This is a genomic window from Leifsonia sp. EB34 (genome assembly GCF_041260585.1).
Taxonomy (GTDB): domain Bacteria; phylum Actinomycetota; class Actinomycetes; order Actinomycetales; family Microbacteriaceae; genus Leifsonia.
This window is the reverse complement of record NZ_JBGCCV010000004.1, coordinates 46,489-72,021: the sequence shown is the minus strand read 5'-3', so window position 1 is coordinate 72,021 and position 25,533 is coordinate 46,489. Positions and strand designations below refer to the sequence as shown.

General features: G+C 70.9%; 28 protein-coding genes and 1 tRNA gene. 24 read left to right on the top strand and 5 right to left on the bottom strand.

Annotated elements, in window-relative coordinates; genetic code table 11:
* Positions 1–79: 79 nt before the first annotated feature.
* Positions 80–571 (bottom strand): inorganic diphosphatase, encoded by a 492-nt coding sequence (locus ABIA36_RS18385; RefSeq protein ID WP_369964020.1) that lies wholly within the window; start codon positions 569–571, stop codon positions 80–82.
* 44 nt (positions 572–615) lie between these two features.
* Here ABIA36_RS18385 and tilS point away from each other — a divergent pair, with 44 nt between their 5' ends.
* The 14 genes from tilS to lysS all read left to right on the top strand — a co-directional run bounded on the left by tilS (position 616) and on the right by lysS (position 13,188).
* The gene (gene tilS / locus ABIA36_RS18380) at positions 616–1,719 is read left to right on the top strand and encodes a tRNA lysidine(34) synthetase TilS (RefSeq protein ID WP_369964019.1); all 1,104 of its coding nucleotides are present in this window, start codon (positions 616–618) and stop codon (positions 1,717–1,719) included.
* Between the two features lie 16 nt (positions 1,720–1,735).
* The gene (hpt, locus tag ABIA36_RS18375) at positions 1,736–2,287 is read left to right on the top strand and encodes a hypoxanthine phosphoribosyltransferase (RefSeq protein ID WP_369964018.1); all 552 of its coding nucleotides are present in this window, start codon (positions 1,736–1,738) and stop codon (positions 2,285–2,287) included.
* 119 nt (positions 2,288–2,406) lie between these two features.
* Positions 2,407–2,757 (top strand): nuclear transport factor 2 family protein, encoded by a 351-nt coding sequence (locus tag ABIA36_RS18370; protein WP_369964017.1) that lies wholly within the window; start codon positions 2,407–2,409, stop codon positions 2,755–2,757.
* 110 nt (positions 2,758–2,867) lie between these two features.
* Entirely contained in the window at positions 2,868–4,871 is a 2,004-nt protein-coding gene (gene ftsH, locus ABIA36_RS18365) for an ATP-dependent zinc metalloprotease FtsH (RefSeq protein ID WP_369964016.1), read from the top strand.
* A 12-nt stretch (positions 4,872–4,883) separates the two neighbouring features.
* Entirely contained in the window at positions 4,884–5,525 is a 642-nt protein-coding gene (gene folE, locus ABIA36_RS18360) for a GTP cyclohydrolase I FolE (RefSeq protein ID WP_369964015.1), read from the top strand.
* On the top strand, positions 5,522–6,325 hold the full coding sequence (gene folP, locus ABIA36_RS18355; protein ID WP_369964014.1) for a dihydropteroate synthase: 804 nt from the start codon (positions 5,522–5,524) through the stop codon (positions 6,323–6,325). The genes folE and folP overlap by 4 nt, the downstream gene beginning before the upstream one ends.
* Positions 6,318–6,716 (top strand): dihydroneopterin aldolase, encoded by a 399-nt coding sequence (gene folB, locus ABIA36_RS18350; RefSeq protein WP_369964013.1) that lies wholly within the window; start codon positions 6,318–6,320, stop codon positions 6,714–6,716. Before folP ends, folB begins: the two co-directional genes overlap by 8 nt.
* On the top strand, positions 6,713–7,246 hold the full coding sequence (gene folK, locus ABIA36_RS18345) for a 2-amino-4-hydroxy-6-hydroxymethyldihydropteridine diphosphokinase (protein ID WP_369964012.1): 534 nt from the start codon (positions 6,713–6,715) through the stop codon (positions 7,244–7,246). The genes folB and folK overlap by 4 nt, the downstream gene beginning before the upstream one ends.
* Positions 7,243–7,722: a DUF3180 domain-containing protein gene (locus ABIA36_RS18340; protein WP_369964011.1), complete on the top strand. Its 480-nt coding sequence runs from the start codon at positions 7,243–7,245 to the stop codon at positions 7,720–7,722. The genes folK and ABIA36_RS18340 overlap by 4 nt, the downstream gene beginning before the upstream one ends.
* Positions 7,706–8,191: a PH domain-containing protein gene (locus tag ABIA36_RS18335; protein WP_369964010.1), complete on the top strand. Its 486-nt coding sequence runs from the start codon at positions 7,706–7,708 to the stop codon at positions 8,189–8,191. The genes ABIA36_RS18340 and ABIA36_RS18335 overlap by 17 nt, the downstream gene beginning before the upstream one ends.
* Positions 8,188–9,840: a PH domain-containing protein gene (locus ABIA36_RS18330; protein WP_369964009.1), complete on the top strand. Its 1,653-nt coding sequence runs from the start codon at positions 8,188–8,190 to the stop codon at positions 9,838–9,840. Before ABIA36_RS18335 ends, ABIA36_RS18330 begins: the two co-directional genes overlap by 4 nt.
* Positions 9,837–10,643, top strand: a complete 807-nt coding sequence (locus tag ABIA36_RS18325) for a Rossmann-like and DUF2520 domain-containing protein (protein ID WP_369964008.1) — start codon at positions 9,837–9,839, stop codon at positions 10,641–10,643. Before ABIA36_RS18330 ends, ABIA36_RS18325 begins: the two co-directional genes overlap by 4 nt.
* Positions 10,644–10,709: 66 nt before the next feature.
* Positions 10,710–11,585 carry a pantoate--beta-alanine ligase gene (gene panC / locus ABIA36_RS18320; RefSeq protein WP_369964007.1) on the top strand — a complete coding sequence of 292 codons (876 nt, stop codon included), beginning with the start codon at positions 10,710–10,712 and terminating at the stop codon, positions 11,583–11,585.
* Positions 11,586–11,661: 76 nt separating this feature from the next.
* Entirely contained in the window at positions 11,662–13,188 is a 1,527-nt protein-coding gene (lysS, locus tag ABIA36_RS18315) for a lysine--tRNA ligase (RefSeq protein WP_369964006.1), read from the top strand.
* Positions 13,189–13,268: 80 nt separating this feature from the next.
* Here the strand turns inward: lysS and ABIA36_RS18310 are convergent, their stop codons facing one another.
* The gene (locus ABIA36_RS18310) at positions 13,269–14,093 is read right to left on the bottom strand and encodes a cytochrome c oxidase assembly protein (RefSeq protein WP_369964005.1); all 825 of its coding nucleotides are present in this window, start codon (positions 14,091–14,093) and stop codon (positions 13,269–13,271) included.
* 113 nt (positions 14,094–14,206) lie between these two features.
* Between ABIA36_RS18310 and ABIA36_RS18305 the strand changes: the two genes are divergently transcribed.
* Both ABIA36_RS18305 and cls read left to right on the top strand, forming a co-directional pair.
* Entirely contained in the window at positions 14,207–14,380 is a 174-nt protein-coding gene (locus tag ABIA36_RS18305; RefSeq protein WP_369964004.1) for a hypothetical protein, read from the top strand.
* A 135-nt stretch (positions 14,381–14,515) separates the two neighbouring features.
* Positions 14,516–15,994: a cardiolipin synthase gene (cls, locus tag ABIA36_RS18300; protein WP_369964003.1), complete on the top strand. Its 1,479-nt coding sequence runs from the start codon at positions 14,516–14,518 to the stop codon at positions 15,992–15,994.
* Between the two features lie 12 nt (positions 15,995–16,006).
* Here the strand turns inward: cls and ABIA36_RS18295 are convergent, their stop codons facing one another.
* The gene (locus ABIA36_RS18295; RefSeq protein WP_369964002.1) at positions 16,007–16,990 is read right to left on the bottom strand and encodes a pirin family protein; all 984 of its coding nucleotides are present in this window, start codon (positions 16,988–16,990) and stop codon (positions 16,007–16,009) included.
* An 88-nt stretch (positions 16,991–17,078) separates the two neighbouring features.
* On the opposite strand from ABIA36_RS18295, the gene ABIA36_RS18290 reads away from it, so the two are divergent.
* The 6 genes from ABIA36_RS18290 (at position 17,079) to ABIA36_RS18265 (ending at position 23,972) form a co-directional block, all read left to right on the top strand.
* Positions 17,079–17,510 carry a hypothetical protein gene (locus tag ABIA36_RS18290; RefSeq protein ID WP_369964001.1) on the top strand — a complete coding sequence of 144 codons (432 nt, stop codon included), beginning with the start codon at positions 17,079–17,081 and terminating at the stop codon, positions 17,508–17,510.
* Between the two features lie 103 nt (positions 17,511–17,613).
* The gene (locus ABIA36_RS18285) at positions 17,614–20,136 is read left to right on the top strand and encodes an ATP-dependent Clp protease ATP-binding subunit (protein ID WP_369964000.1); all 2,523 of its coding nucleotides are present in this window, start codon (positions 17,614–17,616) and stop codon (positions 20,134–20,136) included.
* 135 nt (positions 20,137–20,271) lie between these two features.
* A complete protein-coding gene (locus tag ABIA36_RS18280; RefSeq protein WP_369963999.1) occupies positions 20,272–20,787 on the top strand; it encodes an amino-acid N-acetyltransferase in 516 nt (171 codons plus the stop codon).
* 45 nt (positions 20,788–20,832) lie between these two features.
* The gene (locus tag ABIA36_RS18275; protein WP_369963998.1) at positions 20,833–21,471 is read left to right on the top strand and encodes a hypothetical protein; all 639 of its coding nucleotides are present in this window, start codon (positions 20,833–20,835) and stop codon (positions 21,469–21,471) included.
* A gap of 118 nt (positions 21,472–21,589) precedes the next feature.
* The gene (gene radA / locus ABIA36_RS18270; protein WP_369963997.1) at positions 21,590–22,951 is read left to right on the top strand and encodes a DNA repair protein RadA; all 1,362 of its coding nucleotides are present in this window, start codon (positions 21,590–21,592) and stop codon (positions 22,949–22,951) included.
* 79 nt (positions 22,952–23,030) lie between these two features.
* Positions 23,031–23,972: an alpha/beta fold hydrolase gene (locus ABIA36_RS18265; protein WP_369963996.1), complete on the top strand. Its 942-nt coding sequence runs from the start codon at positions 23,031–23,033 to the stop codon at positions 23,970–23,972.
* Here the strand turns inward: ABIA36_RS18265 and ABIA36_RS18260 are convergent.
* The gene (locus ABIA36_RS18260) at positions 23,969–24,733 is read right to left on the bottom strand and encodes an SGNH/GDSL hydrolase family protein (protein WP_369963995.1); all 765 of its coding nucleotides are present in this window, start codon (positions 24,731–24,733) and stop codon (positions 23,969–23,971) included. The genes ABIA36_RS18265 and ABIA36_RS18260 overlap by 4 nt on opposite strands.
* 105 nt (positions 24,734–24,838) lie before the next feature.
* Here ABIA36_RS18260 and ABIA36_RS18255 point away from each other — a divergent pair.
* Both ABIA36_RS18255 and ABIA36_RS18250 read left to right on the top strand, forming a co-directional pair.
* Positions 24,839–24,928: transfer RNA gene (locus ABIA36_RS18255), tRNA-Ser, on the top strand.
* Between the two features lie 136 nt (positions 24,929–25,064).
* Positions 25,065–25,307: a hypothetical protein gene (locus ABIA36_RS18250; RefSeq protein WP_369963994.1), complete on the top strand. Its 243-nt coding sequence runs from the start codon at positions 25,065–25,067 to the stop codon at positions 25,305–25,307.
* On the opposite strand, the gene ABIA36_RS18245 is transcribed toward ABIA36_RS18250, so the two are convergent.
* The gene (locus ABIA36_RS18245) at positions 25,297–25,464 is read right to left on the bottom strand and encodes a hypothetical protein (RefSeq protein ID WP_369963993.1); all 168 of its coding nucleotides are present in this window, start codon (positions 25,462–25,464) and stop codon (positions 25,297–25,299) included. The genes ABIA36_RS18250 and ABIA36_RS18245 overlap by 11 nt on opposite strands.
* Between the last annotated feature and the right edge of the window lie 69 nt (positions 25,465–25,533).

The following is a 25,533-nucleotide window of genomic DNA, read 5'->3' as shown; positions in this document are numbered from 1 at the left end:
TACGCGATAACTCAACAGAAAACCGCCGAGTACGCAGACTTTCTGCGTACTCGGCGGTTGCTGTCTGGGGAGGGTGTGGTCAGTGGCCCTCGGCGGCGAGCTTCGTGAAGCCGGCCTCCACGATGGCCTCGGCCTCCGCGGCGTCGCCCCAGCCCTCGATGTTGACGAACTTGCCCGGCTCGAGGTCCTTGTAGCGGGCGAAGAAGTGCTCGATCTCCTTGCGGGTCTGCTCCGGGATGTCGTTCACGTCCTGGATGTGCAGCCAGCGCGGGTCCTTGTACGGCACCGCGATCACCTTGGCGTCGCTGCCGGCCTCGTCGGACATGTTCAGCACGCCGACCGGGCGCACCTTGACGCCCACGCCCGGGAAGACCGGGTACTCGAGCAGCACCAGCGCGTCGACCGGGTCGCCGTCGAGGCCGAGGGTGTTCTCGAAGAAGCCGTAGTCGGTCGGGTACACGAAGCTGGTGAACAGCACGCGGTCCAGGTAGACCCGGCCGGTCTCGTGGTCCACCTCGTACTTGTTGTGGCTCCCCTTCGGGATCTCGATGACGACGTCGTATTCGGCCATGCCGGTGCTCCTTCGGTGTTGGAAATCTGCACTAACGTTACTGGATGCGCCTCAACGGGTCCTCTGGTGAAGAGCCGGGTGAAGAGCCGTCCGGGGTTCCGCGCCGGCCGCGCCTGACGCCGCCGATCGCCGACGCCCGCCGCGCGGTGCGGGAGGCCCTGGCCGCCGCCGCAGCCCTGCCCGCCCCGGACCCGCACGACAATCACGGCCCGGTCCGGCCCGCGCCACTGGCCCCCGGCGCGCTGCTTCTCGTCGGCCTGAGCGGGGGAGCGGACTCCCTCGCCCTCGCGGCCGCGACGGCGTTCGAGGCGCCGCGCCGCGGCTACCGGGCCGGCGCGATCGTGGTCGACCACGGCCTCCAGCCAGGCTCGGCGCAGGTCGCCGAGACCGCCGCCGCGCAGGCCCGCGACCTGGGCCTCGACCCGGTGATCGTGGAGCACGTCACGGTCGCCACCGGAGCCGCCGGCCCCGAGGGCGACGCGCGCGCCGCCCGGCACGCCGCGTTCGACCGCGCCCGCGCGGCCACCGGCGCCGCCCGCGTCCTGCTCGCCCACACGCTCGACGACCAGGCGGAGACCGTGCTGCTCGGCCTCGCCCGCGGCTCTGGCCCGACCAGCCTCCAGGGGATGCGTCCCGACACCGGCACTCTGCTGCGCCCGTTCCTCGGCCTGCGTCGCCGGACCACGCGCGCCTTCTGCGCCGACAGCAGGCTGACCCCGTGGGACGACCCGCACAACGACGACCCCGCGTACGCGCGGGTCCGCGTGCGCACCCGGCTGCTGCCCGCACTGGAGGACGAGCTCGGTCCGGGCGTCGCCGAGGCGCTGGCGCGGACCGCCGAGCAGCTCCGCGAGGACGACGACGCCCTCGACGGCCTCGCCCTCGAGTGGGCGCAGGAGCTGGTCAGCCAGACCGACGACGGCGCCGTCGCGTTGGACGTCCGCGGCCTCGCCGCCGACCCCGCCGCGCTCCGCCAGCGCATCATCCGGCTGGTGGTCTCGGCCGAGTTCGGGGTGTCCCTGAGCAGGGCGCACACCCTCGCCGTCGCGGAGCTCATCACGGACTGGCACGGTCAGGGGCCGCTCAGCCTGCCAGGCGTTAGAGTTGTCAGGCAGAACGGCCTGCTCACGTTTCACCCCGACAGCTAAGGACAGCGCCTCCCCCATGGAACTCACGGACGTTCACGACGACCTGACCGAGATTCTGATCACCGAGGAGCAGATCCGCTCCCGCATCGCCGAGCTGAGCCGGACCGTCGAGGAGGACTACGCAGGCAAGGACGTCCTGCTGGTCGGCGTCCTCAAGGGCGCCGTCATGGTCATGGCCGACCTGTCCCGCGAGCTGCGCATCCCGGTCACGATGGACTGGATGGCGGTCAGCTCCTACGGCAGCGGCACCGCGTCGAGCGGCGTCGTGCGCATCCTCAAAGACCTGGACACGGACCTCAGTGGCAAGACCGTGCTGATCGTCGAGGACATCATCGACTCCGGCCTCACCCTCTCCTGGCTGCTCTCGAACCTCCGCAGCCGCGGCCCGGAGTCGATCGAGGTCTTCACCCTCCTCCGCAAGCCCGAGGCCGCCCGCGTCGACATCGACGTGAAGTATGTCGGCTTCGACATCCCCAACCAGTTCGTCGTCGGCTACGGCCTCGACTACGCCGAGCGCTACCGCAACCTCCGCGGCGTCGGCATCCTGGCCCCGGCCGTCTACAGCTGACGCCGGCCCAGACGAAGGCTCAGACGAAGGCGCGGTAGACCTCGCGCCGGTGCGCGACCCGGAGCACGAGACGGCGCCGCCGACTTGCGCCGCCGCCCGCGGCGTGGTCCGATGACCGCATGCCCTACGAACCGACTGAGCTGTACCGGCGCTGGCTGGCCGCCTGGAGCGACAGGGGCGCGGCGCTCGAGCCGATCGTCGCGGGCGACGCCGTCGGGCACTGGCCGGCGGGGGACGTCGTCGGCCCGAGCGGCTTCGCCCGCGCCATCGCCGAGACCGTGGAGCAGTTCGACAGCGTCGAGTTCGACGTGCAGGCGGGGCCGCTCGCCGGCGACGGTTTCGTCGCAGCCCGGTGGGTGATGACCTGCCATCTCGGCGACGAGACGATGGCGTTCGCCGGGCACGACTTCGCGCGGGTGGATGACGGTGTGATCGTCGAGTACTGGCCCGCCATCCTCCCGGCCTCCTGACCCGGCACGACCGGCCGAACACCGCGCGTGAACGCGGGTCGGAGCGGTAAGCGCGCCCAGAGCGAACACGCAGCCGACCCACAGCGCCCAGGCGGTACTGTGGTCGCACCATGAACCTCAAGAAGATCTTCCGCGGCCCGATCCTGTACGTGGTGCTCGCGATCATCGCGGTCTGGATCGGCTCCAGCCTGATCACCATGTCGGGCTTCAAGCCCGTCACCACGCAGCAGGGCCTCGACCTCCTGCAGCAGGACAAGGTCTCCAGCGCGAAGATCGTCGACGGTGAGAACCGCGTCGACCTGACGCTGAAGCAGGCGGACGGCGCGAACGGCACGCAGGTGCAGTTCTACTACGTGACCCCGCGCGGGCAGGACGTGGTCAAGGCGATCGACAACGCCAGCCTGCCCAAGGGCTACGACGACGAGGTCCCGCAGCCCAACTGGCTGGTCAACATCCTCGGCTTCCTCATCCCCGCGCTGCTCATCGGCGTCTTCTTCTGGATCATGATCTCGGGCATGCAGGGCGGCGGCAACAAGGTCATGCAGTTCGGCAAGTCGCGGGCGAAGCTCGTCACCAAGGAGACGCCGAAGGTCACCTTCGACGACGTCGCCGGCTCGGACGAGGCCATCGAAGAGCTCGAGGAGATCAAGGACTTCCTCAAGGAGCCGGCCAAGTTCCAGGCGGTCGGCGCGCGCATCCCGAAGGGCGTGCTGCTGTACGGCCCTCCCGGCACCGGCAAGACCCTGCTGGCCCGCGCCGTCGCGGGTGAGGCGGGCGTCCCCTTCTACTCCATCTCCGGCTCGGACTTCGTGGAGATGTTCGTCGGCGTCGGCGCCAGCCGTGTCCGCGACCTGTTCCAGCAGGCCAAGGAGAACTCCCCGGCGATCATCTTCATCGACGAGATCGACGCGGTCGGCCGTCACCGCGGCGCCGGCCTCGGCGGCGGTCACGACGAGCGCGAGCAGACCCTCAACCAGCTCCTGGTGGAGATGGACGGCTTCGACCCGAAGACCAACGTCATCCTGATCGCGGCGACCAACCGTCCCGACATCCTCGACCCCGCGCTGCTGCGCCCGGGCCGCTTCGACCGTCAGATCGGCGTGGACGCGCCGGACATGCTCGGCCGCAAGAAGATCCTGGAGGTGCACGGCCGCGGCAAGCCGCTGGCGGCCTCCGTCGACCTCGAGGTGCTCGCCCGCAAGACGCCGGGCTTCACCGGCGCCGACCTGGCCAACGTCCTCAACGAGGCCGCCCTGCTCACGGCCCGCTCCAACGCGCAGCTCATCGACAACCGCGCGCTCGACGAGGCCGTGGACCGCGTCATCGCCGGCCCGCAGAAGCGCACCCGCGTGATGAAGGACCAGGAGAAGCTGATCACCGCGTACCACGAGGGCGGCCACGCCCTCGCCGCCGCGGCGATGCGCCACACCGACCCGGTGACCAAGATCACCATCCTCCCGCGCGGTCGCGCCCTCGGTTACACGATGGTCATGCCGCTGGAGGACAAGTACTCGGTCACCCGTAACGAGCTGCTCGACCAGCTCGCCTACGCGATGGGCGGCCGCGTCGCGGAGGAGATCGTCTTCCACGACCCGACCACCGGCGCCTCCAACGACATCGAGAAGGCGACCTCCATCGCCCGCAAGATGGTCACCGAGTACGGCATGAGCGCCGACATCGGCTCGGTCAAGCTCGGCCAGGCCAACGGCGAGATGTTCCTCGGCCGCGACATGGGCCACCAGCGCGACTACTCCGAGCGGATCGCCGAGCGCGTCGACGGCGAGGTGCGCGCCCTCATCGAGAAGGCGCACGACGAGGCGTGGCAGGTCATCAACGACAACCGCGCCGTGCTCGACCGTCTCGCCGCCGCTCTCCTGGAGCACGAGACGCTCGACCACAACCAGATCGCCGAGATCTTCGCCGACGTGAAGAAGCTGCCGGAGCGCCCGCAGTGGCTGTCCAGCGACAAGCGTCCGATCTCCTCGCTACCTCCCATCGAGTTCCCGAAGGCGCCCATCGACGCCGGAGCCGTGGACGGCGGGGTCGACTCCGAGCCGCCGTCGTCGAAGCCGAAGCGTTCCCCCGCCATCAAGCCGCGGCCGGCGACCGCCTAGGCCGCGCACCGCATGACCGGATTCGATCGCGCACGCATCGAGGCCGCCGTCGCCGAGATCCTCGCCGCCATCGGCGAGGATCCTTCGCGTCCTGGCCTGACCGATACGCCGTCGCGCGTCGCCGACGCCTACGCCGAGTTCTTCTCCGGCGTGGGCGTCGACGCACGTGGGCAGCTCGGTGAGCCGGTGCCGCTGGAGGGCGCGCGCGCCGAGACGGTCATCCTGCGCGACATCGCCTTCCGGTCGGTGTGCGAGCACCATCTGCTGCCCTTCCTCGGCGTCGCGCACGTGGCCTACCTGCCCGGGGAGGCCGTGATCGGCCTGGGCCGCATCCCGCGCGTGATCGAGACGCTGTCATCCAGGCCGCAGCTGCAGGAGCGGCTCACCGAGCAGATCGCGGACACGATCGAGGACGGCGCGCAGGCCCGCGGCGTGCTGGTGGTGCTGGACGCCGCGCACGAGTGCGTGACCACCCGCGGCGCGCGGCAGACCCGCGCCACCACCGTGACGATCGCCGCCCGCGGCGCCTTCACCGAGCCCGCCTCCCGTGCCGAACTGATCGCGCTGATGACGCCGACATTCGTGCCGGATGTCGACTCCCGCGAGCGCAAACGTGACATTCGTGCCGAATCCGTGACGGGGGAGTCTGCGTGACGCTCATCATGGGCGTCCTGAATGTGACGCCCGACTCCTTCAGCGACGGCGGCCTGTGGCTGGAGCCGGAGGCCGCGGTCGCGCACGCGCTCGACCTCGTCGCGCAGGGGGCCGACCTGATCGACGTGGGCGGCGAGTCCACCCGCCCCGGCGCGCTGCGCGTCGACCCGGCGGAGGAGCGCGCCCGCGTCGTCCCTGTCATCCGCACCCTCGCCGAGCACGGCGTGACGGTCAGCGTCGACACGCTCAACGCCTCCACCGCGCGCGCCGCCGCCGACGCGGGCGCGGCGATCATCAACGACGTCTCCGGCGGCCTCGCCGACGCCGGGATGCCCGACGCGGTGCTCGACACCGGTCTCCAGTACGTCGTCATGCACTGGCGCGGCCGCCTCGACGCCGCCGACTCGCGCGCCGTCTACAGCCACACGGTCGCCGAGGTGCGGTCCGAGCTGTCCGCCCGCGTCACGAGCCTCCTCGACCACGGCATCGACCCGGCCAAGCTTGTGCTCGATCCGGGCCTCGGCTTCTCGAAGAACGCCCGGCACAACTGGCAGGTGCTCGCCGGCCTGCACGAGTTCGAGACCCTCGGCTACCCCGTCCTCATCGGCGCATCGCGCAAGCGGTTCCTCGGCACGCTGCTCGGCGAGGGCGCCACCGTGGAGGACCGGGACGCCCCGACCGCCGTCATCTCCGCGCTCGCCGCGCAGGCCGGCGTCTGGGCTGTGCGCGTGCACGACGTGCCCTCGACGCGGATGGCCCTGGATGTCGTGCAGGCGTGGCAAGCTGGACGCGATGACTGATTCCGTTGCCGTGTCGTCCCGGCTCAGGCCGCCGGATGCGATCGTCCTGACGGGCCTGCGCGTGCGGGCGCACCACGGGGTGTTCGACTTCGAGCGCGAGAACGGCCAGGACTTCGTCGTGGACGTGACCGCGCACCTCGACCTGTCGCCGTCCGCCGCCTCCGACGACCTCGCCCGCACCGTGCACTACGGCGAGCTGGCGACCGAGATCGCCGACGCCGTGCGCCGCGACCCGGTCGACCTCATCGAGACCGTGGCCGAGCGGGTGGCAGGAGTGGTCCTCGCGCACGATCCGGTGCACTCGGTGGAGGTCACCGTCCACAAGCCGGACGCCCCGATCGAGGTGCCGTTCGAGGACGTCGCCGTGCGCATCCTGCGGGGCCGGCCATGAGGCCGCGGCCCGAGCGCCTGCGCGTGGGCGCGCCGGCGGTGCTCGCCTTCGGCAGCAACCTGGGCGATCGCGTCGCCACCATCCGGGAGGCGCTGCGCCTGCTCGCGGACGACCCCGGCCTCCGCGTCGAGGCGGTGTCCCGGCTGTACGAGACCCCCGCGCTCAAGCCCGAGGGCATCGACGAGGAGGCGCCCGCCTACCTCAACGCCGTCGCGCTCGTGAACACGATCCTCGACCCGCTGGCGCTCCTGGCCGCGGTCAACGGGGTGGAGGACGCCCTCGGCCGTGTGCGCGAGGAGCGCTGGGGCGACCGCACCATCGACATCGACATCGTCGACTACCAGGGGATCGTCGCCGACGACGATCCGCGCATCGTCCTCCCGCACCCGCGGGCGCACGAGCGCGCCTTCGTGCTGGTGCCGTGGCTCGAGATCGATCCGGACGCCGTGCTGCCGGGCTACGGTCCGGTGGCCGCGCTGGCGGCGCAGGCGACCGATCCGGTGACGCTGTACGAGGACGGCGACGCATGAGGCGCACGCGTCCCACCTCCCTGATCGGCCTCGGGGTGCTCGGGCTGGTCGTGGGCTTCCTCGCGGAGCTCGCGGCGTCGGGCACCGGCCTCGCCGTGTTCGTGCCGCCGCTCACGCTGCCGATCACGCTGGTCGCCGTCGCGATCATCGTCGTGGCGTTCGCCATCCCGATCCGCAGGGCCGTGCGCGGCCGCAGCTCGCAGCGGATCGACCCGTTCCAGGCGATGCGGATCGTCGTGTTCGCCAAGGCGTGCAGCCTGAGCGGCGCGCTGCTGACCGGCGCGGGCGCCGGCATCCTGACCTACATCCTCACCCGGGACGTGCTGCCGGCCTCGAACGCGGTGCTGCTGACCGCGCTCGGCACGGCCGGCGCCGTCATCCTGCTCGTCGCCGGCCTGGTCGCCGAGTTCTTCTGCACCCTCCCGCCCGACGACAACGACGACGACCCGGAGACCGCCCGTGTCCGCTCGCATTGACCTCAGCGTCGGGGAGTGGAACCGGGTCTCGCCGAAATACGTCGTCGTGGTCGTCGTCAGCACCCTCCTCAGTGGGATCGTGCTGAGCGCCGGCTCGGTGTTCCTCTGGCTGGTCGCCGGCTGGTCGTGGGCGTGGGTCGTCCTCCTCGTGGTGGTGGTCTCGACGCTCATCGGGCTGTTCATCGCGAACCGGCGCACCCGGTCGATCGGGTACATCCTGCGCGCCGACGACCTGCTGTTCCGGCGCGGGATCATGTTCCAGCGCTTCGTTTCGGTGCCCTACGGGCGCATGCAGCTCATCGACATCACGCGCGGGCCGGTCGGGCGGATGCTCGGGCTGGCCGACCTGAAGTTCGTGACCGCGGCGTCGGCGACCAACGTGATCGTCCCCGGCCTCCCGGAGCCACAGGCCGCGGAGCTGCGCGACCGGCTGGTGGAGCTGGCGGAGAGCCGCCGGGCCGGACTGTGACCGTTCCGGAGTCCGGGGCCGGCGCACCGCAGAGCGGGGCGCCAGGTGCACCCCTCCCCGGCGGCCCGCTGAACGCCGCCGAACGCGCGGCGGAGCGCTTCACCGACGGCGAGTGGCACCGCCTCCACCCCGCGACCCCGTTGCTGCGCGGCGGGATCGTCTTCATCGCGGTCCTCGGCTTCGTGCTCTCCAACCTCCGCGAGCGGCTGGTGAGCTTCTTCGTCGGCGCACCCGACCTCGGCGGCGACCCGATCGACGCGATCTACACCCACGGCTGGGAGGGCTGGGCCCTGCTCGGCGTCGCGGTCGTGCTGTTCGGCTGCCTCGCCGCGTTCTACGTGTCGTGGCGGCTGCACAGCTTCCGGATCACAGACGACGCCGTGGAGGTGCGCAGCGGCATCCTGTTCCGCACCCAGCGGAAGGCCCGGCTCGACCGCATCCAGGGCATCAACGTCGCGCGGCCGCTGCTGGCCCGCATCTTCGGGGCGGCGAAGCTGGAGATCTCGGTGGCGGGGCACGACGCGAACGTGACGCTGGCGTATCTCGGCTCGGTGCTGGCCGACGGCCTGCGGTCGGACGTGCTGCGGCTCGCGTCCGGGATGCGGGAGACCGAGACCGCGGCACCGGCCGGCGCGTTGCCGGCCACGTCCTCCCGTGCCGCCCAGGTGGGCGACTTCGTCGGCCGCCGCATCGACGACTTCCTCGCGCCAGAGCTCGACCCGAACGCGGCGCCGCCCGAGTCGGTCGTCAAGATCCCACCGCTCCGGCTCGCCGGCTCCCTCGTGCTCAGCGGATTCACGGTGTTCGTGGCCGTGGTGATCGTCCTGCTGGCGATCGGCTCGGCCGGGGGGGCTCCGTGGCTGCTGATCGTGGTGCTCCCCGGACTGATCGGCTCGGCCAGCTTCTACATCAACCGGTTCACGAAGTCGCTGCGCTACTCGATCGCGGGCACGCCCGACGGAGTCCGGGTCGGCTTCGGCCTGCTCAACCTGAGCAACGAGACGCTGCCACCCGGACGCATCCACGCCGTCGAGGTGCTGCAGCCGCTGCTCTGGCGGCCGTTCGGCTGGTGGCAGATCCGCATCGACACGGCCGGCCACACCCGCGAGAAGGGAGCGGCAGGCCAGCCGAACACGACCATGCTGCCCGTCGGCGACCAGGCGGATGTGGCGAAGGTTTTGTCGCTGGTGCTGCCGGACTTCACCGCGGAGCATGACGCGGCCATCCTGGAGGGGATGACCTCCCGCGGCCGCGACGCCTTCACCGGCAGCCCGCGCCGCGCGATCTGGCTGCGGCCGCTGTCGTGGCAGCGCACCGGCTTCCGCATGGTGGACGGCGCCGTGCTGTTGCGCCGCGGCTTCGTCTGGCGCAGCCTCGCCGTCGTGCCGCTGGCCCGGCTGCAGAGCCTGGAACTGCAGCAGGGTCCGCTCGACCGGCTGCTGGGCCTGGCGGAGGCGCGCTTCCACACGGTGTCGGGCCCGGTGCACCCCCGGCTCGGCGCGATGGACGCGGCCACCGGGGAGCAGCTCTTCGAGACGGTCGCCGTGCGGGCGGTGCAGGCCGCGACCGCGGATCGCAGCCACCGCTGGCGGGTGGCGCCGGAGGTCGACTCCACCCCCCACCAGCGACCCACCGAGGAGGACGCATGAACGCCACCACCCGCCGCTCCGGCCGCCTCGGTCTCGGCATCGTCGGCGCCGGACGCGTCGGCCCTGTGCTCGGCGCCGCGCTCGCCGGCGCGGGCCACGCGATCGTGGGCATCTCCGCGGTATCCGCCGAGAGCCGCGAGCGTGCCCGCGCGATGCTGCCCCAGGCGCCCATCCTGGACGTCCCGACCCTTGTGGAGCGCAGCGAGCTCGTCATCCTCGCCGTCCCGGACCGCGAGCTGCCCGGCCTCGTCTCCGGCCTCGCCGCGACCGGGACCTGGCAGCCCGGCCAGCTCGTGCTGCACACCGCTCCGGCCTACGGCATCGAGGTGCTGCGCCCGGCGGCGGAGGCCGGCGCCATCCCGCTCGCGGTGCACCCCGCGCTGGAGTTCACCGGCACCAGCCTCGACCTGGCGCGGCTCGCGGAGAGCTGGTTCGCCGTCACCGCGCCCACCCCGGTGCTCCCGATCGCGCAGGCCCTGGTGGTCGAGATGGGCGGCGAGCCCGTCGTCATCGCGGAAGCCGACCGCCCCGCCTACGCGGAGGCGATCGCGACCGCGACCGCCTTCTCCCGTTCGATCGTGGAGCAGTCCACCGGCATCCTCGCCGGGATCGGAGTGGAGAACCCGGGATCGTTCCTCAGCTCGCTGCTGCGCTCGGCCGTCGACAACGCCCTCACCCGGGCGGGAGCGCCGACCGCGCTCGACGTCGGCGACGTGCTGGAGGCGCTCGGCGGGGCGGACGACGCGCCAGGGGAGGGCGACCCCGGCGACGACGGACGCGGCTGGTACCTGCGCGGCGAGTAGCCTGGATTCGACCGGTGCCCCGGGCCGGTCCCACGACCCCACCACCACCACCCCGAGAGGACCGTCATGCCCGACGTCGTGACCACCATCGCCGAACTGCGCGAGCGGGTGGCCGGCGCCCGGCGCCGGGCCGCGCTCGACGGCCCGGCGGACGCACCCACCGGCCGGGTCGTGCTGGTCCCGACGATGGGCGCCCTCCACCGCGGCCACCTCAGCCTGGTGCGGCGCGCCCGCGACCTGGGCGGCTTCGTCGTCGTCTCGATCTTCGTCAACCCGCTGCAGTTCGGCCCGGACGAGGACCTCGACCGCTACCCGCGCACCCTCGACGCCGACGTCGCCGCGCTCGACGGCGTCGCCGACCTGGTCTTCGCCCCGACCGCCGCCGAGATGTACCCGCACGGTCCGTCCTCCACCCGGGTCACCGCGGGCGAGGTCGGCCGGCTCTTCGAGGGAGCCTCCCGTCCCGGTCACTTCGACGGGATGCTGACCGTCGTCGCCAAGCTGCTCCACATCGTCCAGCCGGACGTCGCGGTGTTCGGCCATAAGGACGCCCAGCAGGTGCACCTCGTCGGGCGCATGGTCGAAGACCTCGACCTCCCCGTCACCATCGCCGTGGTCGACATCGTCCGCGAGGACGATGGTCTGGCGCTCTCCAGCCGCAACCGGTACCTGGACGACGACCAGCGCAGGGCCGCCCTCACGCTGTCGCAGGCGCTCGCCGCCGGCGCGTCCGCCGCCTCCGGGGGAGCGGCCGCGGCTCTCGAAGCGGCGGCGGCGCGCGTGGAGGCCGAGCCGGTCGTTAAACTGGACTATCTCGCGATCGTCGATCAGGACACCTTCCTCGAAGCGGGTGCGGACCTCCGCGGTCCCGCGCTCCTGCTGATCGCCGCCCGCGTCGGCTCCACCCGCCTGATCGACAACGCGCGCATCACGCTCGGCTGAGCCCCCGAAGCACGAACCGCCGCCCTCCACCGCACAGAACCTCCACCGCACAGAACCGCCGGAACGGAAAGACACGATGACCGAAGCGCCCGCCACCGACCTCAACGCCGACGGCGACCTCACCGCCGACGAGATCAGCGAGCAGAAGGCCGTCCGCCTGGCCAAGCGCGAGCGCCTGATCGCCGAGTCCGGCGACGCGGGCGGCGGCGCGTACCCGGTGCAGGTCCCCGTGACGACGACCATCCCGGAGGTGCGCGCGGAGTGGGGCCACCTGGAGGCCGACCAGACCTCCGGCGTGACCGTCGGCCTCGCCGGCCGCGTCGTGCACCAGCGCAACACCGGCAAGCTCTGCTTCGCGGTGCTGCAGGCGGGCGACGGCTCGCGCATCCAGGCCATGGTCTCCCTCGCCGAGGTGGGCGAGGAGTCGCTGGCGCGCTGGAAGGAGCTGGTCGACCTGGGCGACCACGTCTTCGTCTCGGGCGAGGTCATCTCCAGCCGCCGCGGCGAGCTGTCGATCATGGTCCGCGGCTGGGAGATCGCGTCCAAGGCGATCCTGCCGCTGCCGAACCTGCACAACGAGCTCAACGAGGAGACCCGGGTCCGCTCGCGCTACCTCGACCTGATCGCCCGCGAGCAGGCCCGCCGCAACGTGCTCGACCGCGCCGCGGCCGTCGCGAGCCTCCGCAGCACCTTCGCGGGCCAAGGCTTCGTGGAGGTCGAGACGCCGATGCTGCAGGTGATGCACGGCGGCGCCTCCGCCCGCCCGTTCGTCACGCACTCCAACGCGTTCGACACCGACCTGTTCCTGCGCATCGCGCCGGAGCTCTACCTGAAGCGCGCCGTCGTCGGCGGCATCGACCGGGTGTTCGAGATCAACCGCAACTTCCGCAACGAGGGCGCGGACTCCACGCACTCGCCCGAGTTCGCGATGCTGGAGGCGTACCAGGCCTACGGCGACTACAACTCCATCGCCGACCTGACCCAGCAGCTCATCCAGGACGCGGCCGTCGCCGTCTCCGGATCGCACGTGGTCACCTGGGCCGACGGCACCGAGTACGACCTCGGCGGCCAGTGGGACCGCATCCGGATGTACGACAGCCTCTCGGAGGCCATCTGCGAGGAGATCACCCCGGCGACCCCGATGTCGCGGTTGCGCGAGCTGGCCGCGGAGGCCGAGATCGAGGTGCCGCACCCGCTGCCCGGCAAGTACGTCGAGGAGCTGTGGGAGCACCACGTGAAGCCCGGCCTCGTGCGCCCGACCTTCGTCATGGACTTCCCGGTCGACACCAGCCCGCTGGTGCGCGCGCACCGTTCGCGCGACGGCGTGGTGGAGAAGTGGGACCTCTACACGCGCGGCTTCGAGCTGGCGACGGGCTACTCCGAGCTGATCGACCCGGTCGTGCAGCGCGAGCGCTTCGTGGAGCAGGCGCGCCTCGCGGCCGCCGGCGACGACGAGGCGATGCGCCTGGACGAGGAATTCCTGCGCGCGCTCGAGTTCGGCATGCCGCCGACGGGCGGCATGGGCATGGGCATCGACCGCCTGCTCATGGCCCTCACCGGCCTCGGCATCCGCGAAACGATCCTCTTCCCCCTGGTCAAGTAGCCGCAGCAATCCGCTCCGGAGTTCTGTACGCGACACGCCGTGTGCAGGCGTACAAAACTCCGGAATCGATGGCGGGGCGCTCAGCCGCGCTGGTGGAGGTGCGCCTGCGTGAGCGCCTCCATCTCCTCGTCGCTCAGCTCGTCGAGCTTCTTGCTCTCGCGGCGATCCAGGCGCATCCACCGGATGAACAGGATGATGAGGATCGGGACGTCCGCGACCTCGGCGATGAACCACAGGAAGTCGCCGGACAGGTGCTGGTCGTGCAGCGCGCTCGGGAACCAGAGCGGCAACGGGCCGACGATCGCCGGCGCATGGTCGAGCACCGCGTCGTTGAGCCGCAGCAGCAGCCCGGGGATGGCGTCGAGCAGCAGTGCGACGAACGCCAGCAGGAACTCCACCGTGATGAAGAAGCTGGTGTGCATCACGGAGTGGGCCGCGATCGGCAGCACCATCAGCAGGCCGGCGAGCGGCACCAGCACCGAGATGGTCCACTCCGACCAGGGCGAGTCGCGGAGGACCGCCGCGACCGGGGTCAGGAAGATCATGAACGCCGCGCAGGCGAACACCGTCGCGAAGATCGCGTTGCCGAACAGCTTCACCGGGCGGGACTGCAGGAACCGGTCCGTGCGTGACTGACCGACCGGGCCGAGCGCGACGCGGGCGAGCGCGATCGGCCTGCCGAGGCTCACCAGCGCCGGGACGACGAAGAGCAGCAGCGCGATCCGGGTCGTGAACGCCCAGCGGAGTTCCCGGCTCTCGGCCCCCAGGAAGCCGAAGGAGATGACCGCGTACGAGCCGAGCCCGAGGAGCAGGTACAGCCACGTCAGCCGCGCCGGCCAGTGGTGACCGCGGCGCCGCAGCGACAGCACGCCCCCGAGGTAGAGGCCTGCGGCCGCGACGAGCACGACTGCGGCCGCCGGGTCGAAGGACCAGGTGCTGAGGAAGACGAGGATGGGAGGCGTGGTTGCTGCTCCGGGGTGGCGTGGTTCACATGTGCGGGAGGTACCATTATCCCGCTATGGGAGACATCATCGGTGGAATCGTCTGGTCGCTGGCCCCGACCGTGCTCGTGGGCCTGCTGTTCTGGATGATCATGCGCGCTATCGTGCGGGCCGACCGCACCGAGCGCATGGTGTATTCCCGCATGGAGAACGAGGAACGCGCCCGCCGCGGCCTCGCCCCCAAGGGCTGAATGCACTCTCAGACCCGGTCTCGCGATCGGAGCGCGGGCGTGCGCCGTGTCGCTCCGGAGGCTCGCCGCCCGCTACGGTAGGCATTCGAGGGCGTCGAACCGGCGTCCTCGCCGCCTGACGCCCGAGGGGGATGGATGGACGCGGGTTTCCTGACCACGACGATCGTCGTGATCGCACTGCTCCTCGACTTCGTCATCCGCGTCATCGCCATCATCGTCGTCCCGCGCAACCGCAAGCCCACGTCCGCCACCGCGTGGCTGCTGGCCATCTTCCTCATCCCGTACATCGGCGTCCTCTTCTTCCTGCTGATCGGCAGCTACAAGCTGCCGAAGAAGCGCCGCGAGAAGCAGGACGAGATCAACCGTTTCATCATCGACAGCACCGAGGGCATCGAGCGGGTGCGCCGCGACCACCCGTGGCCGCCGTGGCTGGAGTCCGTGGTCGAGCTCAACCGCACCCTCGGCGCGATGCCGCTGGTCGGCGGCAACCGGGCCACCCTCGACGGGAACTACGACGAGTCGCTGGCGTCGATGACGGCGGCGATCGGCAAGGCGAAGCGGTATGTGCACGTCGAGTTCTACATCCTCACGTTGGACAAGACGACCGCCCCCTTCTTCGACGCGATGGAGGCCGCGGTCGCCCGCGGCGTCGTCGTGCGCGTGCTGCTCGACCACATCGCGTCGGTGCGAACGCCCGACTACAAGGCCACGATCAAACGCCTGACCGCGATGGGTGCCAAGTGGCACCTGATGCTGCCGGTGCAGCCGCTGAAGGGCAAGTACCAGCGGCCCGACCTCCGCAACCACCGCAAGCTCCTCATCGTGGACGGCCGGGTGGGGTTCATGGGTTCGCAGAACGTCATCGACCGCAGCTACAACAAGCGGTCGAACATCCGGCGCGGGCTCAAGTGGAAGGAGCTCATCGTCCGGCTGGAGGGCCCGATCGTCGCCGGTCTGAACGCGATCTTCATCACCGACTGGTACAGCGAGACCGACGAACTGCTCCGCCGCGAGACCGAGCCGATCACCGACGAGGATGTCCAGAACGCCAACGACCCCGAGGAACTGGACGCCCAGGTCGTCCCGTCCGGCCCCGGGTTCGCGGGCGAGAACAACCTCCGGCTGTTCCTGGCGCTGCTGTACTACGCGCAGGAGCGGATCGTCATCACCTCCCCCTACTTCGTGCCCGACGAGGCGATGCTCACGGCCATCACGACCGCCACCCAGCGGGGGATCGCCGTCGACCTGTTCGTCTCCGAGATCGGCGACCAGGCGCTGGTCTATCACGCGCAGCGCTCGTACTACGAGGCGCTGCTGCGCGCCGGCGTGCGGATCTGGATGTACAAGGCGCCCTACATCCTGCACGCCAAGCACTTCACCATCGACAACGACGTGGCCGTCATCGGGTCGAGCAACATGGACATGCGCTCCTTCCTGCTGAACATGGAAGTCTCGCTGATGGTGCGCGGACGCTCGTTCGTAGACAGGATGCGCGAGGTCGAGGACGGCTACCGCCGCGAGAGCCGCGAGCTGACCCTGGACGAGTGGATGAAGCAGCCCCTGCGCTCCACCGTGCTCGACAACCTCGCCCGTCTCACCTCCGCCCTGCAGTAGAGGGAGGAGCCCTCAGCCGCGCGGCTTGAGCCGCACTGTCGGCAATGCCGGCGCCGGCAACGCGCCGCCCTCGTACCCGCGAACGGTGCCGAACCGGCCGTCCGGGTCCTCGTCGTCGATCACATCGCGCTGCCACTCGGCCCGTGCCGCGACGATGTCCTCGTGGCTGCGGCCGATGAAGTTCCACCACATGACGATCTCCTCGCCGAGCGGCTCGCCGCCGAGCAGCAGGAGGCGCGCGGGCCCGGCGGCGCTCGCCTCCACCTCAACGGCGTCCCGCCCCGGGCAGAGGTAGGCGAGATGCGCGAGCGGGACCGCCGTTCCGGCGACGGTCACCTCGCCGGCGTCGACCAGCACGCCGTGCTCGAACGCGGGATCGAGCGGGACCGTCACGCTCGTCCCGGCCGGCACGGCGAGCTCGGCTCCGACCAGCGGCGAGAACACGGTCGCCGTCGTCCCGCTCCCGGCCAGCGCGCCCACGAACGTCCGCACCGTCGCGTCCCCGAGCGGCGCCGGCGCCGGGACGTGGTGCTCGAAGAACGGGTCCACATCCTTCGACGCGCGAGGCAGCGCGACCCAGAGCTGGACGCCGTGCAGCCGCCGGGTCCCCGCCGTGGAGACCTCCGAGTGGCTGATCCCGCGCCCCGCCGTCATCAGGTTGAGCTCGCCGGGCCGCACCAGGGCGTGGCTGCCGACGCTGTCGCGGTGGTCGATCTCGCCCTCGAACAGCCAACTCACCGTCTGCAGCCCGGTGTGCGGATGCGGCGGCACCTGCATCCCGCCGGTGCGCGAGACGTCGTCCGGGCCGTAGTGGTCGACGAAGCACCAGCCGCCGATCAGCGAGCGCCGGCGCTGCGGGAGGGTGCGCCGCACGGTCATCGCGCGCGGGCCCCCGAGCGGCACCTCGCGCGGCTCCAGGATCTCCACCGCCGCGTCCGCGACGACCGCGTCGTCGCCCGCGAGGACCTCCACCGGGTCGCGCTCGAGGTTGCTCATAGCGGCATCCTAGGCGTCGGCGTACGCTTCCGGGCCGCCCGGCCGGACCTCCTGCCGCGGCCCAGGAGGTCGCCCATAGAATGAGCGCGTGAACCGTGCAGCGCGCCCCCGGACCTCCGTCGCCGCCTCCGCCGCCCTCGTCGCCGTTGCGCTGCTGCTCGCGGGATGCACGAGCACGCAGGTGAAACCCGCGAAGGACTACGCGGGCGAGCCGCAGGGCGTCCAGCCGCCGGCCAGCAGCGCGGGCGGGGCCGCCTGGGCGACCTGGCTGCAGAACGGCAAGCAGTTCGGGATCGTCCTCAACGGGAGCTCCACCTGCCCGCCGACGGTGCAGTCGGTGAAGGTCGTCGCGTCGAACCAGCTCGAGGCCACGCTCGCCCCCGCCTCCGGCGGCGTCTGCACGCACGACATCGTGCCGCACACCACCGTGTTCGACACTCCCAGCGGCCTGACGACCAGCTCGGACGTCACCGTCAAGCTGCCCGACACCACCCTCACGATCGCCGCCCTCCGCGGCTGACACGGCGTCACGCCTCCAGCGAACATGCCTCCGCAGCACGGGATGCCGCGGTTACTCTCGATGTATCGACGCCGACCCTGCAACGGCGTCGCGAGGAGTAGAAATGTTCGAGAGATTCACCGATCGCGCTCGCCGCGTCGTCGTCCTGGCCCAGGAAGAGGCCAAGATGCTCAACCACAACTACATCGGGACGGAGCACATCCTGCTCGGCCTGATCCACGAGGGTGAGGGTGTCGCCGCCAAGGCGCTGGAATCGCTCGGTATCTCGCTGGACGCCGTCCGCGAGCAGGTCCAGGACATCATCGGCCAGGGCCAGCAGCAGCCGACGGGCCACATCCCGTTCACCCCGCGGGCCAAGAAGGTCCTCGAGCTCAGCCTGCGCGAGGCCCTCCAGCTCGGCCACAACTACATCGGAACCGAGCACATCCTGCTCGGCCTCATCCGCGAGGGCGAGGGCGTCGCCGCCCAGGTGCTCGTGAAGCTGGGCGCCGACCTCAACCGCGTGCGCCAGCAGGTCATCCAGCTGCTCTCCGGCTACCAGGGCAAGGAGCAGGTCCAGGTGGGCGGCAACGATCAGGCGACCGCGCAGGCCGGCAGCCAGATCCTCGACCAGTTCGGCCGCAACCTCACGCAGGCGGCGCGCGACAACAAACTCGACCCGGTGATCGGGCGCGAGAAAGAGATCGAGCGCGTCATGCAGATCCTGTCGCGCCGCTCCAAGAACAACCCTGTGCTGATCGGCGAGCCCGGCGTCGGCAAGACCGCCGTCGTGGAGGGCCTCGCCCAGGCGATCGTGCGCGGCGACGTGCCGGAGACGCTGAAGGACAAGCAGCTCTACACGCTCGACCTCGGCTCGCTCATCGCCGGCTCCCGCTACCGCGGTGACTTCGAGGAGCGCCTGAAGAAGGTCACCAAGGAGATCCGCACCCGCGGCGACATCATCACCTTCATCGACGAGATCCACACCCTCGTCGGCGCGGGCGCCGCGGAGGGCGCGATCGACGCCGCCAGCATCCTCAAGCCGCTGCTGGCCCGCGGCGAGCTGCAGACCATCGGCGCGACCACGCTCGACGAGTACCGCAAGCACTTCGAGAAGGACGCCGCGCTCGAGCGCCGGTTCCAGCCCATCCAGGTGGCCGAGCCGTCGCTGCCCCACGCGATCAACATCCTCAAGGGGCTGCGCGACCGCTACGAGGCGCACCACAAGGTGTCCATCACCGACGGTGCGATCGTCGCGGCGGCGAACCTCGCCGACCGCTACATCCAGGACCGCTTCCTCCCGGATAAGGCCATCGACCTGATCGACGAGGCCGGCGCCCGCCTGCGCCTGTCGATCCTGTCGGCGCCGCCGGAGCTGCGCGAGTTCGACGACAAGATCGCCGCCGTGCGCTCCCAGAAGGAGGCCGCGATCGAGGACCAGGACTTCGAAAAGGCCGCGTCCCTGCGCGACGAGGAGAAGAACCTCCTCGGCGAGCGGCTGCGCCTCGAGAAGCAGTGGCGCTCGGGCGACGTCAAGACGACGGCCGAGGTCGACGAGGGCCTGATCGCGGAGGTGCTGGCGCAGGCCACCGGCATCCCGGTGTTCAAGCTCACCGAGGAGGAGTCGGCCCGCCTGGTCTACATGGAGAAGGCGCTGCACCAGCGCGTCATCGGCCAGGAGGAGGCCATCTCGGCCCTGTCCAAGACGATCCGCCGCACGCGCGCCGGCCTCAAGGACCCGAAGCGCCCCTCCGGCTCGTTCATCTTCGCCGGCCCCACCGGTGTCGGTAAGACCGAGCTGGCCAAGGCGCTCGCGGAGTTCCTGTTCGACGACGAGTCGGCGATGATCTCGCTCGACATGTCGGAGTACGGCGAGAAGCACACGGTCTCCCGCCTGTTCGGCGCCCCTCCCGGGTTCGTCGGCTTCGAGGAGGGCGGCCAGCTCACCGAGAAGGTCCGCCGCAAGCCGTTCAGCGTCGTGCTGTTCGACGAGATCGAGAAGGCGCACCCCGACATCTTCAACTCGCTGCTCCAGATCCTGGAGGAGGGACGTCTGACGGATGGTCAGGGCCGCGTGGTCGACTTCAAGAACACCGTGATCATCATGACCACGAACCTCGGCACGAAGGACATCTCCGGCGGCCCCGTCGGCTTCCAGATCGAGGGCGACCCGACCACCGGCTACGACCGGATGCGCGGCAAGGTCTACGAGGAGCTGAAGAAGAACTTCAAGCCGGAGTTCCTGAACCGCGTGGACGAGATCATCGTCTTCCCGCAGCTGTCCAAGCCGGAGCTGCTGCAGATCGTGGACCTGTTCATCAAGCGCCTCTCCGACCGGCTGCTCGACCGCGACATGACGATCGAGCTGGCGGTCCCCGCCAAGGAGCGCCTGATCGAGGTCGGCTTCGACCCGACGCTGGGGGCCCGGCCGCTGCGCCGCGCCGTCCAGCACGAGATCGAGGACCGACTGAGCGAGAAGATCCTCCACGGCGAGCTGAACGCGGGCGACCACGTGCACGTCGACTTCACGGACGGCGAGTTCGTCTTCACGACGACGGCCCGCCAGGAGTCGGTCGGCGCCGGGGTCAACGCGGCCGCCGCCATCGGCACCGGCCCGGTCACCCCGGACCTCGCCGCGAACGACTGACGCGCTGCGTCCACAGGGCCGGCCTCCGCACACGCGGGGGCCGGCCCTTCGCCGTCTGTTCCGGAGTTCTGTACGCCTGGGCCCGGCGTGTCGCGTGCGTAAGTCCGGGATGGATGGTGTCGGTAGGGTTGTGGGGTGAGTGGCGAGAGCAACGGGTATGTGGTTCGGAGGGCGCGGACCAGCGACGTGCCCGGCATCCGGGAGCTCGTGGAGCCGCTCGTGCAGCGCCGCATCCTGCTCGGCAAGGAGGCCGTGACCTTCTACGAGTCGGTGCAGGAGTTCCGGGTCGCCGAGACCGCCGACGGTGAGCTGGTCGGCTGCGGCGCGCTGCACGTCATGTGGAGCGACCTCGCGGAGGTGCGCACGCTCGCCGTCGCCGACCCGTGGCTCGGCCGCGGTGTCGGCCGTGCGCTGCTCGGCCGGCTGGAGGACGACGCCAGGGAGCTGGGCCTCAGCCGGCTGTTCTGCCTCACCTTCGAGGTCGGGTTCTTCGAGCGCAACGGCTTCGTCGACATGGGTTCGGAGACCGTCGACCCCGCGCTCTACGCCGAGCTCGTCCGCTCCCACGACGAGGGTGTCGCCGAGTTCCTCGACCTCGCCCGCGTGAAGCCCAACACCCTGGGAAACACGCGCATGTTGAAGCGTCTCTGAGCGCGCCTGCGTGGGCGTGTCGCGGGTCGGCGCTACCCTTCGGGCATGTCGACGTTCAAGCATCCTGTCGGCCCGCAGCCGAGCGGCGTGTACTGGCGCCGTCGGCTCATCGTCCTGATCGGCCTCGTCGCGGTCGTGGTGGTCATCGTCCTGATCGTGGTCCGGCCCGGCTCCTCGAGCGGCGAGCCCGCGAACGCGCCCGTCACGACGAACACGCCGAAGCCGACCGCGGCCGCGGCGGCGACGAGCATCCCGACCTCCAGCGCCAGCGCCAGCGGTCAGGCCTGCAAACCGGCCGACGTCAAGGTGGAGGCCGTGACCGACGCCGCCAGTTACGCCGTGGGCCAGCTCCCGCAGCTCTCCGTCGCCCTGACCAACACGGGGCCGAACGCGTGCGTCATCGACGCCGGTACTGCCCAGCAGGTGTTCACGATCACCAGCGGCTCCGAGGTCTACTGGAAGTCGACCGACTGCCAGAGCTCGAAGGTCGACGCCCAGGTGCTGCTGCAGCCGGGCAAGACGATCTCGTCGCAGACCCCGATCACCTGGGACCGGACGCGGTCCGACCCGGCCACGTGCCAGGCGCAGCGCGCGCAGGTGCCGGCCGGCGGTGCGTCGTACCACCTGCAGGTGTCGGTCGCCGGGATCACCTCGGCCACGACGAAGCAGTTCGCGCTGAACTGACGCGCCGTGGATTCCTCCTCCACAGATCGGGCCTAGCGGCGACTCCTCCACGAGTTCCGCGATCCTCCCGCCGATGACGGTGGCCGACCGTAGTGTGGAGCGCGACTGAGGAGGTTCCGTGGCAAAAGCCGCTGTGACGTATCGCTGCACCGAGTGCGGCTGGACGACGGTGAAGTGGGCGGGCCGCTGCGGCGAATGCCAGGAGTGGGGCACCGTCACGGAGGCGTCCGCGCCCACCGGCGTGCTGCGGGCGCTGAAGCCGGTCGTCGTCGGCGCGGACCGGGCGGCGCGGTCGATCACGTCGATCGGCACGGAGTCGGCGGAGCGGCGGCCGAGCGGCATCGGCGAGTTCGACCGGGTGCTCGGCGGGGGGATCGTGCCGGGTGCGGCCATCCTGCTGAGCGGTGAGCCCGGCGTCGGCAAGTCGACGCTGCTGCTGGAGGTCGCCTCCCGTGCGGCGCGCGAGGGCAACCCGGTGCTCTACGTCAGCGCCGAGGAGTCGGTGAGCCAGGTGCGGATGCGCGCCGAGCGCACGGGCGCCCTCCACGACCAGCTCTTCCTCGCGTCGGAGACCGACCTGGCGACCATCATCGGCCAGATCGACGCGGTGCGGCCGTCGCTCGTGATCGTGGACTCGGTGCAGACCGTGTCGAACGGCGCCACCGAGGGCATCGCCGGAGGCCCGAGCCAGGTCCGCGAGGTGGCGAGCACGCTCATCCGGGTGGCCAAGGAGCGCGACCTCCCCGTGCTGATCGTCGGGCACGTCACCAAGGACGGCTCCATCGCCGGGCCGCGGCTGTTGGAGCACCTGGTGGATGTCGTGTGCCAGTTCGAGGGCGACCGCCAGACGGCGCTGCGGTTCGTCCGGGCGCTCAAGAACCGGTTCGGGCCGACCGACGAGGTCGGCTGCTTCGAGATGACCGGCGACGGCATCGCCGAGGTGCCCGACCCGAGCGGTCTCTTCCTCAGCCGCACCACCACCCCGGTCTCCGGCACCTGCGTCACCGTCGCGATGGAGGGCCGCCGTCCACTGCCCGTGGAGGTCCAGGCCCTCGTCGTGGCGACCACGGCCCCCAACCCGCGGCGAGTGACCAATGGCGTCGACTCCTCCCGGGTCGCCATGCTGCTCGCGGTCCTGGAGCGCCGTGCCGGCATCCGGCTCGGGGACAAAGACGTCTACGTGTCCACCGTCGGCGGGGTGCGCCTGGCCGAGCCGGGGGCCGACCTGGCCATCGCCCTGGCGGTCGCGTCGGCGGCGAGCGACCGGGCCATCCCGCACACGCTCGCCGCGTTCGGGGAGATCAGCCTCGCGGGCGAGATCCGGCCGGTGACGAGCGGCAAGCAACGGGCGACCGAGGCCACCCGGCTCGGGTTCGCGACGCGCATCGACGCACGGAGTGCGACGATCCGGGAGGCCCTTCGGGTCGCGTTCTCGGCCGCGGCCACCCCGCGGGAGCGGGAGCTGGACGCAGCGTTCTGAGGGGGAGCGGTCGGGCCGAATCTCCTCCCGTGGCGACGCAGGGTTCTCGCCGTCGGGACTGCGGAGCACAATGGGCCGCATGGCCAACCTGACCTTCACCCTCCGTTCGGGCCGACGTGTCGGCGTCACCACGCTGGGCGACGCGGTCGCCGAGCGGGTCGTCGTGTTCTGCCATCCCGCTCCCGGCTCGTCGGTGTTCGACCCCGACCCGGACGCGTCGGCGAACCGCGGCGTCCACATCGTCTCGCTCGACCGGCCCGGCTACGGCTCCAGCGACCCGTGGCCGGCCGGGTCCTGGCCGAGCATCGTGGGCGCCGCCGACGACATCGCCGAGTACATCCGCGAGATGAAGCGGCTGGAGGCGCCGATCGGCGTGAACCGGCCCCCGACGATCGGCATCGCCGGCTGGTCGGCGGGCGGCCGGGTGGCGCTCGCCTTCGCCGCACGGCATCCCGAGCTGGTCGACCGCGTCGCCGTGGTCGCCACACCCGCCCCGAACGAGCACGTTCCGTGGATCCCGCCCGAGCTGCAGAAGCAGTCCGACGAACTGGGCCGGCTGTCGCCCGACGAGGCACGGAGCCGGTTGTCGGCCATGCTCCAGGACCAGGCTGACGCGATACGGTCCGCCGACCTGGAGAGCGGCGTCCCGCTCGACGTGCTCGGGGTCGGGCCGGTGGACGCCGGGGTGCTCGCCCTGCGCGGCCTGGAGGACCGGCTCGGCCGGATGCTGAAGGACGCTTATCGCCAGGGCCCCGGCGGTGTCGCGGCCGACATCCTCAGCTACACCGCCCGGCCGTGGGGCTTCGACCCGTCAGCGGTCCAGGCGAAGACGCTCATCGTCGCCGGCCAGGCCGACCCGATCGCGGGTCACCCGCATGCCGCCTGGTATCAGCGCACCATCCCGGACGCCCGGATGGAGGTCGTGCCGGGCGCCGGCCATCTCGTCATCGCGCCGGCCTGGGACCGGGTGCTGGAGTTCCTGGCGCCGCACCCGCAGCCGCTGCACGACTCGGGCAACTAGGCGGCCGCCCTCCGCGGGAACTTCGCCGTCGCCAGCTCGACGACGGCAGGCAGGAAGGCGGACGCCCACACCCGGTAGCCGCGGTCGTTGGGGTGGAACCAGTCGTCGGCGAAGTGCTGCAGTGCACCGCGCCACCCCTCCCGTCGCATGGCTTCGTGCAGTGGGACGACCGTGAGTCCGCGCTCGGCCGCGGCCTCCCGGAGGATGCCGTTCGCCACCGAGACCTTGCGCTCGTTGCGCGGCAGGTAGAAGTAGGGCAGGTCGGCCACGATCGCGTCCGCGGGCAGCGCGTCGAACACCCGGCGGATGCCCTCCCGGAACCGCCCGGCGTCGAAGTCGGCGATATCGTTGGCGCCGATCGACACGGTGACGATGTCGGGCGTGTGGTCGGCGAGGCGGGGGAGCTGGTCGGCAGCGGCCAGCGCCACGGTCGCCCCGGACACCGACAGGTTGACGACCTGGACACTGCGCCCCGTCGCGGAGCGGATGTGCTCGGCGATCACACCGACGTAGCTGTTGCGGGGTGCGGAGGCGCCGATCCCCTGCGCGGCGCTGTCCCCGATGGCCACGTAGAGGATCTCGCCCTCCGTCTTGGCGTGGTCACGCCACCACGCGGAGTGCACGGGCAACGTCTGGTTGATGCGCTCCTTGCCGGCGGCGATCGACGCCCGCTGCTGAGCCACCCACACCCGTCCGGCCACCGCGGTCGCCGCGACGACGACGGCGCTGCCCAACCAGACCACCGACTTCAGAATCCCCATCCCGGCAGAGTACAGCGCGCCCCATGCGCTTCCCTGAGCACGTGTCGCGGCCGCCGCTGGCTGCCCGATTCGCGGTGACCGGGCGCATCCAGTAAACTCGTCGGCGGTACCGTGTCCGAGCGGCCGAAGGTGCAACTCTCGAAAAGTTGTGTGGGTGAAAGCCCACCGTGGGTTCAAATCCCACCGGTACCGCCACGAAAAGCCCCCGCGATCCCAGTGTTTAGAAGGGATCCGGGGGTTTTCGCGTTCCCAGAAAAGGCGATTTGCCCACAATTTGCCCACACTTGCGGGGACTGTGGAGTGCGCGAGCGATGCCCAGTACGCTGCAACCATGACCGATGAGGATGTCGACGGATGGCCGTCCACGACGCCACCGCAGGTCCTTTCGGCGGCGTCGAAGCTGAGTGGTCCGGGGTTCACCCTTGTTCACAGACAGGTGGGCCCAATGGACTCCGGCTTGTTTCTCTACGCTCGCGGGAAGCGCGAGGTTCGAATCCTCGCGGACAGGTGCCAATGGTGGATCGAGGACCAGTTCGGCAGCCTTGGACCGTTCCCCTCCCGGATCAACCGATGATGCCGAGCGCGCGCATGCGCACGATGTGGTAGTTCGGCCCCACGTGGCTGAAACCGCGAGCGGCGCCGACGGCGACGATCCGGGGGTATGCCCAGACGAGGCCGTCCCACTCGTCGAGTGCGACGGCCGACGTTACGAGCTCTAGGTCGTCAAGCAACGCGTTCCCGCGCTGCGTGTATTCGCTCTTGGTATGTATCTCCCTTGGCAATGTATCTCTTCTATCTCT

Bases quoted from the DNA above. Each gene is read 5' to 3' on its own strand.
- ABIA36_RS18385 (WP_369964020.1), bottom strand. From the start codon at position 571: ATGGCCGAATACGACGTCGTCATCGAGATCCCGAAGGGGAGCCACAAC.
- tilS (WP_369964019.1), top strand. From the start codon at position 616: ATGCGCCTCAACGGGTCCTCTGGTGAAGAGCCGGGTGAAGAGCCGTCC.
- hpt (WP_369964018.1), top strand. From the start codon at position 1,736: ATGGAACTCACGGACGTTCACGACGACCTGACCGAGATTCTGATCACC.
- ABIA36_RS18370 (WP_369964017.1), top strand. From the start codon at position 2,407: ATGCCCTACGAACCGACTGAGCTGTACCGGCGCTGGCTGGCCGCCTGG.
- ftsH (WP_369964016.1), top strand. From the start codon at position 2,868: ATGAACCTCAAGAAGATCTTCCGCGGCCCGATCCTGTACGTGGTGCTC.
- folE (WP_369964015.1), top strand. From the start codon at position 4,884: ATGACCGGATTCGATCGCGCACGCATCGAGGCCGCCGTCGCCGAGATC.
- folB (WP_369964013.1), top strand. From the start codon at position 6,318: ATGACTGATTCCGTTGCCGTGTCGTCCCGGCTCAGGCCGCCGGATGCG.
- folK (WP_369964012.1), top strand. From the start codon at position 6,713: ATGAGGCCGCGGCCCGAGCGCCTGCGCGTGGGCGCGCCGGCGGTGCTC.
- ABIA36_RS18340 (WP_369964011.1), top strand. From the start codon at position 7,243: ATGAGGCGCACGCGTCCCACCTCCCTGATCGGCCTCGGGGTGCTCGGG.
- ABIA36_RS18325 (WP_369964008.1), top strand. From the start codon at position 9,837: ATGAACGCCACCACCCGCCGCTCCGGCCGCCTCGGTCTCGGCATCGTC.
- panC (WP_369964007.1), top strand. From the start codon at position 10,710: ATGCCCGACGTCGTGACCACCATCGCCGAACTGCGCGAGCGGGTGGCC.
- lysS (WP_369964006.1), top strand. From the start codon at position 11,662: ATGACCGAAGCGCCCGCCACCGACCTCAACGCCGACGGCGACCTCACC.
- ABIA36_RS18305 (WP_369964004.1), top strand. From the start codon at position 14,207: ATGGGAGACATCATCGGTGGAATCGTCTGGTCGCTGGCCCCGACCGTG.
- cls (WP_369964003.1), top strand. From the start codon at position 14,516: ATGGACGCGGGTTTCCTGACCACGACGATCGTCGTGATCGCACTGCTC.
- ABIA36_RS18295 (WP_369964002.1), bottom strand. From the start codon at position 16,990: ATGAGCAACCTCGAGCGCGACCCGGTGGAGGTCCTCGCGGGCGACGAC.
- ABIA36_RS18285 (WP_369964000.1), top strand. From the start codon at position 17,614: ATGTTCGAGAGATTCACCGATCGCGCTCGCCGCGTCGTCGTCCTGGCC.
- ABIA36_RS18275 (WP_369963998.1), top strand. From the start codon at position 20,833: ATGTCGACGTTCAAGCATCCTGTCGGCCCGCAGCCGAGCGGCGTGTAC.
- ABIA36_RS18265 (WP_369963996.1), top strand. From the start codon at position 23,031: ATGGCCAACCTGACCTTCACCCTCCGTTCGGGCCGACGTGTCGGCGTC.
- ABIA36_RS18260 (WP_369963995.1), bottom strand. From the start codon at position 24,733: ATGGGGATTCTGAAGTCGGTGGTCTGGTTGGGCAGCGCCGTCGTCGTC.
- ABIA36_RS18250 (WP_369963994.1), top strand. From the start codon at position 25,065: ATGACCGATGAGGATGTCGACGGATGGCCGTCCACGACGCCACCGCAG.